This is a genomic window from Natronoflexus pectinivorans, assembly GCF_004345615.1.
GTDB lineage: Bacteria > Bacteroidota > Bacteroidia > Bacteroidales > Marinilabiliaceae > Natronoflexus > Natronoflexus pectinivorans.
In genome coordinates, this window is the sequence record NZ_SLWK01000003.1 from 12,420 (window position 1) to 25,109 (window position 12,690).

Annotated in this window: 10 protein-coding genes; 8 read left to right on the plus strand and 2 right to left on the minus strand. The window is 37.6% G+C overall.

Going from position 1 to position 12,690, the window contains the following annotated elements:
• Positions 1-2 precede the first annotated feature (2 nt).
• From EV194_RS05345 to EV194_RS05365, 5 genes are all read left to right on the plus strand, one after another.
• Positions 3-1,253 carry a DUF1015 domain-containing protein gene (locus tag EV194_RS05345; protein ID WP_132432865.1) on the plus strand — a complete coding sequence of 417 codons (1,251 nt, stop codon included), beginning with the start codon at positions 3-5 and terminating at the stop codon, positions 1,251-1,253.
• Between the two features lie 140 nt (positions 1,254-1,393).
• Positions 1,394-2,056 (plus strand): YggS family pyridoxal phosphate-dependent enzyme, encoded by a 663-nt coding sequence (locus EV194_RS05350; RefSeq protein ID WP_132432867.1) that lies wholly within the window; start codon positions 1,394-1,396, stop codon positions 2,054-2,056.
• Between the two features lie 160 nt (positions 2,057-2,216).
• The gene (locus EV194_RS05355) at positions 2,217-3,203 is read left to right on the plus strand and encodes a dihydroorotate dehydrogenase-like protein (RefSeq protein WP_132432869.1); all 987 of its coding nucleotides are present in this window, start codon (positions 2,217-2,219) and stop codon (positions 3,201-3,203) included.
• Positions 3,204-3,512: 309 nt separating this feature from the next.
• Entirely contained in the window at positions 3,513-4,430 is a 918-nt protein-coding gene (locus EV194_RS05360; RefSeq protein WP_132432871.1) for a hypothetical protein, read from the plus strand.
• 55 nt (positions 4,431-4,485) lie between these two features.
• Complete coding sequence (locus EV194_RS05365) at positions 4,486-4,941, plus strand: hypothetical protein (protein ID WP_132432873.1); 456 nt, start codon at positions 4,486-4,488, stop codon at positions 4,939-4,941.
• A gap of 284 nt (positions 4,942-5,225) precedes the next feature.
• Here EV194_RS05365 and uvrA read toward each other — a convergent pair whose 3' ends face one another.
• Entirely contained in the window at positions 5,226-8,051 is a 2,826-nt protein-coding gene (gene uvrA, locus EV194_RS05370) for an excinuclease ABC subunit UvrA (protein ID WP_132432875.1), read from the minus strand.
• A 509-nt stretch (positions 8,052-8,560) separates the two neighbouring features.
• Here uvrA and EV194_RS05375 point away from each other — a divergent pair.
• Together EV194_RS05375 and EV194_RS05380 are read left to right on the plus strand one after the other, a co-directional pair.
• A complete protein-coding gene (locus EV194_RS05375) occupies positions 8,561-9,154 on the plus strand; it encodes an RNA polymerase sigma factor (RefSeq protein ID WP_132432877.1) in 594 nt (197 codons plus the stop codon).
• Between the two features lie 328 nt (positions 9,155-9,482).
• Complete coding sequence (locus EV194_RS05380) at positions 9,483-9,671, plus strand: hypothetical protein (protein WP_132432879.1); 189 nt, start codon at positions 9,483-9,485, stop codon at positions 9,669-9,671.
• 7 nt (positions 9,672-9,678) lie between these two features.
• Here the strand turns inward: EV194_RS05380 and EV194_RS05385 are convergent, their stop codons facing one another.
• Positions 9,679-10,674 (minus strand): glycosyltransferase, encoded by a 996-nt coding sequence (locus EV194_RS05385; RefSeq protein WP_132432881.1) that lies wholly within the window; start codon positions 10,672-10,674, stop codon positions 9,679-9,681.
• Between the two features lie 333 nt (positions 10,675-11,007).
• On the opposite strand from EV194_RS05385, the gene EV194_RS05390 reads away from it, so the two are divergent.
• Positions 11,008-12,657, plus strand: coding sequence for a diphosphate--fructose-6-phosphate 1-phosphotransferase (locus EV194_RS05390; RefSeq protein WP_132432883.1), 1,650 nt, complete (start codon positions 11,008-11,010; stop codon positions 12,655-12,657).
• Positions 12,658-12,690: the final 33 nt, after the last annotated feature.

The window sequence follows — 12,690 nt, forward strand, 5'->3', positions numbered from 1 at the left end:
CTATGTCTGTTTTAAAACCATTTAAAGGAATTCGTCCCCCAAAAGAAATTGCCGCAGAACTTTCTTGTCTGCCTTATGATGTTATGAACTCGGAGGAAGCAGCAAAAATGGCTGAAGGGAAAGATCACTCACTTTTACATATCACAAGGTCTGAAATTGATTGCAATCCTGATGCTGATGTTCATTCAGAAGAGGTATATGCCAAATCTGTAGAGAACTTTCGTAATTTTAAATCCAAGGGATGGTTGGTGCAGGATCCGGAAGCATATTTCTACATTTATGCACAAACCATGGACGGACGCACTCAATACGGGATGGTTGGATGTGCAGCTTGCGAGGACTATTTTAATGATGTCATCAAAAAGCATGAATTAACCCGTACTGATAAAGAAGAAGACCGGATGCAGCACATCCGTATTAACAATGCCAATATGGAGCCGGTGTTTTTCAGCTATAAAGCGGTTCCAGAAATAGATGCAATTGTAGAAACTATAGTTTCTTCAAATAAAGCCGATTATGATTTTACCAGTGAAGATGATTTTCGCCATCAATTTTGGGTTATAAGAGATAGAGGTACGAATGAGAAAATTGAGAAGCTTTTTGCTGAAAAAGTTCCGGTAACCTATGTTGCCGACGGACATCACCGCACCGCTGCTGCTGCACGGGTTGGTCAGGAAAGGAAAAGTAATAATCCAAACCATACCGGAAAAGAGGAATATAACTATTTTATGACGGTGTGTTTTCCTGATGACCAATTGGCTATAATCGATTATAATCGTGTTGTGAAAGATCTGAATGGACTCTCTGAAACTGATTTTTTGATTGCTTTGGGTCGTACTTTTGAAGTGACAGAAATAGGAGAGGAGATATATAAACCCACTTGCTTGCATGAGTTCAGCATGTATTTAAGCGGAAAATGGTATAAACTTGTTGCCCGAAAAGGAACTTACAATGATCAGGATCCGATTGAGGTATTGGATGTTACCGTTTTATCGCGCCATGTACTAGACAGAATTTTGGGTATTGAAGATTTGAGAACTTCAAAAAGAATTGATTTTGTTGGAGGGATCAGAGGTTTGGGAGAATTAAAAAAACGAGTAGATTCAGGTGAGATGCAAGTTGCATTTGCTCTGTATCCTGTTTCTATGAAGCAATTGATAGATATTGCCGACACCGGCAATATCATGCCTCCAAAAACAACTTGGTTCGAACCTAAACTAAGATCAGGCCTCGTTATTCATGAACTTGAATAGAGTTCTTTGAATATCAGATATAATTACATAGTGCACATGGTGTTATTCTAAACTTTTAACCCATTGTGCTCTTTGTTTTTTTATCAAAAATGAAATCTGTGATTCTTTAACAAGAACCATGAATTGAGCATAATTTAACTATGAATATTAAAACCAACTTACAGCAGATAGAAGAATCAATTCCCGGGGGTGTTAGTCTGATTGCAGTATCCAAAACACATCCTCCTGAATTAATTCTTGAGGCTTATCAGCACGGCCAACGTCAATTTGGAGAGAATAAAGTTCAGGAGCTTACAGCTAAAGTTGATGTTTTGCCTGGTGATATTGAATGGCATATGATTGGACATCTGCAATCCAATAAAGTAAAATACATAGCACCATTTGTATCTTTAATTCATGGGGTTGATTCCTATAAGCTTTTAAAAGTAATCGACAAAGAGGCAAAAAAAAACCATCGCATCATAAAGTGTCTGTTGCAAATTCATATTGCTAAAGAGTCAACAAAATTTGGTCTTAGCGATGATGAGCTGCATGAACTGCTAAAAAGTAATGAATGGAAAAAACTGTCCAATGTTCAAATTATTGGATTAATGGGGATGGCAACCTTTACTGACAATCAATGTGTTATACGTACTGAATTTAAGTCACTTAAGCAACTTTTTGAAGAAGTAAAGGATCTCTATTTTCAAAACGATTCCGGATTCCGGGAGATAAGTATGGGGATGTCTGATGATTACCAGATCGCCATTGAGGAAGGAAGCACCATGGTAAGAGTAGGAAGCGCAATTTTTGGGGAAAGGTGATCAAAATTGGAAACTATTTTTATATTTGTAGAATCAATAAAGGTTTCCGGGTCTTGTAAAACCTTAAACATTATCAGGCTGATGTAATATCAGGACGATGATTCGTCCTGAAAACAGAAGACCATATTTCTTATGTTGCAAATACTAAATAGCAAATTAGATGGCAAAACTTGAAACGACTTATTTGGGACTAAAATTGAAAAATCCCATCGTGGTAGGAAGTTCCGGACTAACCAACAGCGTTGAAAAAATAAAAAAACTCAGAGATGCCGGCGCTGGTGCTGTGGTGTTGAAATCTCTGTTCGAGGAGCAGATAAATCATGATGTAAACAGAGCAATTCATTCAGGACAAGGTTTGGATTATCCTGAAGCACTGGATTACATGAAAAATTACTCCAGAGATAATTCTGTTGCTGAGTATTTAAAACTGATAAAAGAGGCTAAAGCTGCTGTGGATATTCCGGTGATTGCCAGCATCAACTGTTATTCCGATACAGAATGGATCGATTTTGCAGTACAGATTGAAAATGCGGGTGCCGATGCCATTGAATTGAATCTGTTTGTGCTAAATACAGACAAAAATTCCACAGCCGACTCGTACGAAGAGCTATATTACAACATTGCCAAAGCTGTTAGTGAAGAATTAAAGATTCCTGTGGTAATGAAATTGGGACTTTACTTTTCCAATCTGGTTTCTGTGGTTAATAAGCTATCTGTTTCGGGAGCAAAAGGTGTGGTTCTTTTCAATAGGTTTTACGAGCCGGATATCGATATAAATACGCTCTCAATAACAGCAGCAGAAGTTTTCAGTTCGCCGGCTGATATTCGTCGGTCTTTACGTTGGGTTGCCATTGTAAGTGATAAGGTTAAGAATATTGAAGTGGCAGCATCAACCGGAATTCATGATGGCGATGCAGTTATAAAACAATTATTGGCTGGTGCCAGGGTCACCCAGGTTTGTTCCTCGGTATATAAAAATGGCCCGGAAGTTATTACCAGGATGGTTAAGAAACTTGAGGAATGGATGGATGAGAAGAAATTCAAAACCATTGATGAGTTGAGAGGATTAATGAGTTATAAGAAGATACAGAATCCTGTTTTGTATGAAAGAGCTCAATTTATGAGATACTTCTCGAAGTTTGAGTAACAGTATGTAAGAATTACAAAAAAAGTGTCGTCCATGACGACACTTTTTTTGTAAATATCTATCTGTTTCATCTTAATTTACTTTAACAGATTGTGGTATTTTACATACCGGAAAAATCCTCACGATTGGCATGAGCAATCATTTTAAATGACCCCAAAATCATTGTTTTCTGCCTTTGGTTCAATATTTTTTTGATTTATATCAGATAACTCTTTGACCGTATTAATTTTTTTGAGAATTTTGTGTAACTTGTGTCACTGTTATTATAAATCAAGAATTCAAATAACCCAATATTTATTGAATATTAAGATGTTTAGAATTTTATTCTCATTTGTAGTTTTCGTTTTGCTGTTAAGTAGCTTTTTTTCATGCACTTGCCAGCAACAACGTGACAGGTCTGCTGAGGAAGAGGAGATCATCCGCTCAGTTATTGTTGATGAACAATTATTGGAAGATTTTGCCAAATCTAAGATGATTTTTTATTCTCTCCCGTCTCCTTTAGAAACAGCCATGTTAATAAAACGTGCCGGGGCTGGGTTCGATGTAGACTTATTAAATCCTCTTTCAAATATTAACAGGTACAATACCAACCTGAAAATGGCGCTTAATCTGGGTATATACAGTGCAAATATGAGTTACTCAAGCCTTTTTGACCAGACTCAGAGTACCTTGAATTATATGAACAACTCCAGAAAACTTGCTGATAATCTTGGAATTCTGGAAGCCATCGATGAGGAGACCATTCGCCGTTTAGAGGAAAACATGAATAATCGCGAAGTGGTCATGGACATCATTTCTGAGACTTTTATGAACTCAAATGCATATCTCACCGAACAAGACCGTCCTGCTATTGCTGCCATGGTTTTAGTGGGGGGATGGATTGAGGGTTTATATATTGCAACACAGCTTACTAACGGGTCGCTGGATACAAATCCGGAACTAATCGACAGAATTGTTTATCAGAAACTTTCCTTAAATACAGTTCTCAACCTGCTGGATTCCTATAAAGAAAATCCAGATATCAGCTACCTGATTGACCGAATGAATGAACTCAGAGTAATTTATGATGATGTAAAAATCATAACCACTTCCAACGTAGAAGCCGAAACTCATCCTGATAAACGTATGACCATTTTACGCAGCGAAGCCGAAACTTTTATTTCTAAAGAAACTTTCAGGAAGCTGTTTGAAAAAGTGGCGGAAATACGTAATGAGTTTATTTCGTAGTCGGAAAGTGAAATTCTTGTTATAGTTATTTCTATTTATATTCATTTCCTAAAGAATGGTGATTTCGAGATTGATTAGATGTTTGGTTTTGATTGTGGCCTTTTGGTCTGGGGTAGAAGTTACTGCTCAATGTATAAGTTTTGCTCGTAATATTGCACGTCCTCAATTAGAGCCTTTTACGCATGATGGTAATTTCAACGCCACATATATGGAAGAAGGCGAAAGTGCAGAATTATATAAAACTTTTTTTGAAGGAGAAGAATACCGCTTAGTCGTTGCTGCTGTGGAAAGCTTGCCTGAACTGCATATTCAAGTACTGGATGAACATCGGCATGTGGTTTTTGATAACAAAAACTATGAAAATGCGCAAGTTTGGGATTTTACTGCTGAAACCACCGGAACAATGATTGTTTTTGTCAGAGTTCCAGACAGGGGAGAGGAAACCATTACAGGAGGGTGTGTAGCTTTACTGTTTGGCGTAAAAAGCAGCGGTGGTTCGCGCCGAAGATAAAACATTAAGTATTTCTAACGAATTCTATCGATGAAACGAGCCATGAGAAAACCTTCTCACACAGGAGAATCGAAGATCGGCGTAGCCAATGACTATGATGGCGAGTTCCATCCCGAGTACTCGGGATGGAAATACAAATTTAGACACATGAATAGACACAACTGGTTTTCTATTATATCTTGTCTTTCGGTCTAACAATCTCATCCCGCAATACGGGACTTTGCATTGCTCAGCATCCAATACCCTAAAAATCTATTTAATTCGATTTAAAATTTAAATAGTCTCTAAGCCTTGCCAATTTTGATATAAGGTGCAAGATATTGTCCAGTATAAGAGTTTTTCATTTCTGCAATCTTTTCAGGATTACCTTCATAAACCAGATTTCCTCCATTTTTTCCACCTTCAGGTCCCAAGTCAATAATGTGATCGGCTGATTTTATTACTTCCATATTATGTTCAACTACAACAATGGAATGCTCCTTTTCTATTAAGGCATTAAATGCCTTAATAAGTTTGTTGATGTCGTGAAAATGGAGTCCGGTTGTAGGTTCGTCAAAAATAAAGAGAGTGGGTTCTGTCTTTTCCATCCCAAGAAATGAAGCCAGCTTAATCCTCTGACTTTCTCCTCCGCTCAGAGTACTGGACGATTGCCCCAGTTTTACATAATTAAGTCCTACGTCTGCCAATGATTGCAGCTTGTTTACTATTCGTCGGTCGGTAGCGCTGTGTTGTTTTGAGAAGAATTCGATGGCCTCTTCAATGGTCATCTCCAAAATGTCGTGAACATTCTTTCCGTGATAGTGAATATCTAATACTTCTTGTCTGAATCTTTTCCCATTACAACTTTCGCATTTAAGAACCAGGTCGGCCATAAATTGCATCTCGACTTTTATGGAACCTTCTCCCTGACACTCTTCGCAACGGCCGCCATCCACATTAAATGAGAAATGAGATGGTTTCATATTTTCTAGTTTGGCCTGTTTTTGATCGGCCATTATTTTCCTGATGTCATCCCATGCTTTCAGATATGTCGCCGGGTTCGATCTGGATGATTTTCCGATGGGGTTTTGATCAATGAACTCAACGTCATGAATAGATTGCAAATCACCTCTTAACAAGTCAAATGAACCTGTTTTGTCTGCCGTTCCCCCTTTTATCTTTTTTAATGAAGGGTAGAGTATTTTCTTTACGAGAGTTGATTTGCCGGAACCACTAACTCCGGTAACCACGGTAAAGATATTCAGAGGAAACTTAACCGTGATATTATTTAAATTATTTTCCCTTGCTCCAACAACTTCAATAAATTTGCTCCACTGCCGACGTACTGTAGGTATCTCAATTTTTCTTGTGCCGGTAAGATATTGAGTGGTCAAACTCTCTTTGGTGGACTCAAGTTGTTCGAAAGGCCCCTGAAAAACCACTTCTCCGCCATGCTGTCCAGCTCCCGGTCCAATGTCTATGATTTCGTCACACGCTCTGATGATGTCCTCATCGTGTTCAACAACAATAACAGTATTTCCAAGCTTCTGGAGATTCTTCAGAACATTAATCAACAGATGGGTATCTCTTGAATGCAGGCCAATGCTTGGTTCATCAAGTATGTACAGTGAGCCCACAAGACTGCTTCCAAGAGATGTGGCTAGATTAATTCGTTGGCTTTCTCCACCACTTAAAGTGGAGGAGAGTCGATTCAATGTCAGGTATCCAAGACCCACCTGGTTTAAAAACTGAAGTCTTGAGGTTATCTCCAGCAGTATTCGTCGAGACACTGCCCGGTCGTGATCATTAAGTTTTATCTGGTTGAAGAAATCAGACAGCTCAGACACCGGCATCATGACCAGGTCGGAAATGCTACGATCATCAACTTTAACCCAGCTTGCTTCCTTTCTCAGACGAGTTCCTCTACATTCCGGACAAACTGTTTTGCCCCGGTATCTGGCCAGCATAACCCGGTTCTGGATTTTGTATAGTTTTTCTTCCAGGTGATGGAAGAATTCATCCAACCCGTTGAAGAACCTGTTGCCAGTCCAAAGCAGACGCCTTTCTTCCTGTGAAAGTTCAAAATATGGTTTATGAACAGGAAAATCAAACTTATGCGCGTTTCGTAACAAAAGTTGCTTCCATTCTCCCATTTTTTCTCCTCTCCAACAGGCTATTGCGTCCTCATAAATGGAAAGATTCTTATTTGGAATTACCAGATCTTCATCTATCCCAATGATGCTTCCAAAACCTTCACACTTTTTACATGCGCCCAACGGATTGTTGAATGCAAACATGTGTTCAGATGGCTCTTCAAAGGTAATTCCATCTGCCTCAAACTTATTGGAGAAGACAGAGGTTTCCTGAGAGTTTTCTGCATAAATGCGAATGATGCACTCACCATTTCCTTCATAGAATGCAGTTTGAACAGAATCTGCAATTCTTGATGTATTGTCTTCATTGGAACTGTCAGCCATTACCCTGTCAACCAGTAGATTTATGGCATTGCAATCAGGTATTATTTCAGTTTGACTGTTCAGCATTTCCTGAATGGAAACAAAGTTTCCATTGTATTCTATCCGGCTGAAGCCTTGTTTTAATAATAGATCTAATTGGGTTTCACAGGAACGATCTCCGTTTAGGAATACAGGAGCTAAAATGGCAACTTTTGTTCCGGCAGCATGATTATTGATGTAATTAACCACATCAGATACATGATGGCGTTTTACCTCTATCCCGCTTACAGGAGAGAATGTACGCCCCACTCGGGCGTATAAAAGTTTTAGATAGTCATATATTTCAGTGGAAGTACCTACCGTGGATCGTGGATTTCTGGTATTTACTTTTTGCTCAATGGCTATGGCAGGTGGAATGCCTTTTATGATATCAGCTTCAGGCTTATCTATTCTCCCAAGAAACTGTCGGGCATAAGCACTTAAACTCTCAACATAACGACGCTGTCCTTCGGCATATAAAGTATCAAAAGCTAAAGAACTTTTTCCTGAACCGCTCACCCCGGTAATTACAATGAATCTATTACGAGGAATATCCAGTGAAATGTTCTTTAGGTTGTGAACTCTGGCTCCTTTAATTATTATATGGTTCTGTGCTTTTACTTTTGTAATATCCATTTCAAATATGTGAGAATGCAAATTTACCAAAAATGTGTACGATAATTCATATAAACTACTTGATTTATTTTCTACCATCAATTTGTATATACTATATAGCTTATAATAGGTTTTTACCGTACACTAATCGGCATATTGAGCAATAAAACCTTTCAAAATGGGAGAATGTTGCTACAAATTTATACTGAAATAAATCATTTGTTAGGGTTTATTTTTTCTCTTACTCAAAATTATTTACTATAGAAACATCAATATCGCCCTAATAGTTGAAACCATTAAGGGGATTATCAGGTATAAAAAGTAGCTGTGTACGTTTGTTAGAAACATTTTTATAAAACCTTTGTTTACTGATGTATAGTTTGTAAAACTGGATTAAATAGAATTCAAATATTAAAAAATGTAAATATTGTTTGGATTTGTTGACATTTTTTTATTTATTCGTATTCTCAAATTCTTTAAAACCGTTTGCCTATAGAGGAACCTTTACAAGTTAAGTTAAATATTTGGTTATGACAGATTTACTAAAACTGTCGGACGAAGAGCTTGTAGAAGGATTCGTTTCCGGTAAACAGAAATGTTTTGATACTCTCATTGAGCGTCACAAACAAAAGGTATTTTCCTATATATTCTTAATGGTTCGCAATCAGGAATTGGCGGAGGACATTTTTCAGGATGCCTTTCTCAAAGTACATCGTACATTGATGAAAGGAAAATATTCTGAATCAGGACGTTTTGCCTCTTGGGTTATGCGTATTTCGCACAATCTGATTATCGATCATTTTCGTAGGCAAAAGCACTTTCCTATGGTCTATAACGAAGATCACTCAAGAGATATTTTTAATCATACGAAGTTCTCCGAAAGTACAATCGAAGACCGCTTGGTGCAGGAAGAGGTGTTGAAAGATGTGGCTGAACTGGTGGAGTTATTGCCAGATAATCAAAAAGAGGTTGTGAAAATGCGTCACTACATGGGGCTGAGCTTCAAAGAGATATCAGAGGAAACCAATGTAAGCATTAATACTGCATTGGGACGCATGAGATATGCACTGATCAACCTCAGAAAAATGATGGAAGAGAGAAAAATCTCTCTCTCTTATACTTAAGGAGGTACACGGATTATATTTTCGACAGATTCGGCGCTTTGGGAATAGTCAGCTTCTTATTTTTTGCTGATTTACACAAACCTCGATGTAATTTTAATGTAATTGATTATAAATGATTTGTGAAATATAATATAGCCTACAGGTATATTATGTATTATGAATAATTGGTAATAATTTGATGATTTTGCGTATATAATGCATCGCAACAAGGAAATTATTCGTCAATGAGATTGATTTGTCGACTCAAAGCATATTTTTCTTGTTTATAAAATACTATAATTCATGCAATGTCGTTTTAGTTAATATGACACTCGTAGATTCACATTGCATGAAAAAGTCCACTGAAATTAACCACCTTGAGTATCTGAATAAAAAAGGACAGATATTACGTAAACTAATTATGCAGATTTCTGATGAAGATTTGTTAAGAAAACTGCCTGCTCCCGGGAAGCATATTATTAAACAACTAAAGATTAAAACTTCTACAATATCAGCATTACTTTCATCTCGGAATTAAATCAAATCTACTTGTAAAAGTTAGACCTGAATGCGTGAAACTCTTTTTTCCCAAGAATTTTTCTAACAATTAAGCCCTCGATAAAACCAAGTCCATATCCAAATGTTTGCGTGTAAGCTGCAGCAATAGCCCAAACGGATGTTCTAATTTCTCCCGTTTCTTTCATGGCATGTGACATTACAGTAATTGGAACCACCAGGAATAATAGAAGATACCAGGGAGAACCAAATATGGCCAATAGAATGATGAACAGATGCCCTCCAACAAATAAGGAAGGGATGGTATGTACCGGTTTAAGTGTTCCTTTATGTCTGATTTCAAGATTGATTCTGGCAATTCCTGAATTATAAACTTGCTTGAAGAAAGATCTGAAATTGTTTCTTCTTTTGTGGAATACAAAAGCTTCCTTAATTAAACGTGTGGAATATCCTTTCTTTAATAAGCGCATACTAAAATCAAGATCTTCACCAAAACGCATATCCGAAAACCCACCCATTGCTTTAAAAACGGATTGTCTTACTCCCAGATTATAGCTTCGCGGATAGAATATGTCAAGTTTTTCCTTCGCACCTCTGATACCTCCTGTCGTTAAAACACTGCTCATAGCGTAACCAATGGCTTTTTGAATGGTGTTGAAATTGGGGTGGGGTTTGTCAGGCCCCCCAAAACAGTCAAAATCCTCGCTGTCTACAGATTCGTTCACAATTTCAAGATAATTTTCAGGCAATAGACAATCTGAATCCACAAAAATCAACCATCTTCCTTTTGCTGCTGTAGCACCGGTATTTCGGGCTGGTCCGGGGCCTTGATTCTCCTGTTGAAGGTAAGTTATTTGAAGTTCATTTGTATATTTATCAATAACCAGGTTACAAGGCTGTTGAGATCCGTCTTCAACAATAACCACTTCGAATTCCCGAAATGTTTGTTTTGAAAGGGTAAACAAAAGCTCTTCAAGCTCTTCTGATCGATTGTAAACCGGAATGATAAATGAAAATGATGGCATATACCGTATTATAATTTATGACAGACAAATATACAAATTATTAAGGTTTTTCTATTTTGCATGTGTCATATCATACGCTATATAGTAAATATGGTTGTGCAAATCATTGAAATATATGTAAATATAATTTTGTGATGTGTTGAATTAAGTCAATTATTCCGATCTTTTATATTCTTGGATTGCTATAAGAAACCTAATAACTCGTAAATTGACTAAAAATTAAATGGTCATTTTTTCAAGTTTGGAAAAATATTCTCAAATTTGCGTTGATATTCATATGCGACTTACCTGCGTTGATAATTAATAAGCATCAAATAATTTAAAACACCTAACATGGTAAAAAGTCCACTACAGATTGCCAGGGAGAGCTATTTTCCCAAATTACCTGCCTCATTAAAGGGTGCAGTAAAAATAGTTGAAGGAAATAAAACTGAATCGGTTGCTGATCAGGCCGATATCAAAAAGATGTTTCCCAATACGTATGGAATGCCTGTCATTACATTTGAACCCGGAAGTGAGTCCAAGGAATATCCTGCCGTAAAGGTTGGAGTTATTCTATCTGGAGGCCAAGCTCCGGGAGGTCATAACGTAATCAGTGGTCTTTTTGATGGACTGCTTAACTGCAACAAAGAGAATAAACTATATGGATTTTTGGGAGGTCCAAGTGGGTTGACCGATAACCAGTTTATTGAATTAACAGCTGACGTTGTTGATCATTACAGAAATACCGGTGGTTTTGATATCATTGGATCCGGCCGTACAAAATTGGAAGAGGAAGCGCAGTTTGATAAAGTGATTGAAAACTGCAAGGCTCTTGGCATTAATGCTTTGGTTGTGATTGGAGGAGATGATTCCAATACCAATGCCTGTGTATTGGCTGAGTATTTTCTTCAAAAGAAGGCAGGTATTCAGGTGATTGGAGTACCTAAAACCATTGACGGAGATTTGAAAAATGAAGTTGTTGAAACTTCATTTGGATTTGACACCGCTTGTAAAACTTACAGCGAATTGATTGGTAACATACAGCGTGATGCCAATTCTGCAAAGAAGTATTATCATTTTATTCGCTTAATGGGACGTTCAGCTTCACACATTTGTCTTGAGTGTGCCCTTCAAACTCAACCTAATATTACCATTATTTCAGAGGAAGTTGAAGCAAAAGGAATGACCCTTGACGACATTGTTGACAATATTGCTGATATTGTTGTGAAGCGTGCAGAGAATGGTGACAATTTTGGAACCATCCTAATTCCTGAAGGAGTTGTGGAATTTGTGCCAGCCATGAAAAAATTAATTTCTGAGTTAAATGACATTCTTGCCAAACACGAAACAGAAGTTAATGTTCTTGATTCCAATAAAGATCGCAGAGATTTTGTGGCAACTAAATTAACTGAAGAGTCAGCAACTGTATTTACACATTTACCAAATAGCTTTGCCAATCAGTTGATGCTCGACAGAGATCCTCATGGAAATGTTCAGGTTTCGGCCATTGAAACCGAGAAATTATTGATTGACATGGTAAAAGCCAAACTGAAGAAATTGAAAAAGAGCGGAGATTTCTCCGGCAAGTTTGGTGGATTGGGACATTTCTTTGGTTATGAAGGTCGGTGCGCCACCCCGTCAAATTTTGATGCGGATTATTGCTACAGCCTTGGAATGACTGCTTCACTTCTTATTTCTGAAGGAAAAAGCGGTTATATGGCATCGGTTAAAAATCTTACCGCACCTGCTGATGAGTGGATTCCGGGTGGAGCTCCAATTACCATGATGATGAATATGGAAAAACGCCATGGAGCTATGAAACCTGTTATTCAGAAAGCATTGGTAGTTTTGGACGGTGCTCCCTTTAAGAAACTTGAAGAGAACCGTGAAGATTGGGCCATGGGAACAAAATACGTTTACCCCGGTCCAATTCAGTATTTTGGACCTAAAGAGGTTTGCGATACAACGACACATACGCTTCGTCTTGAGCAAGCTAGATAAGAAATTTTCTGTTGAGAATCTTACTTAAAAGAG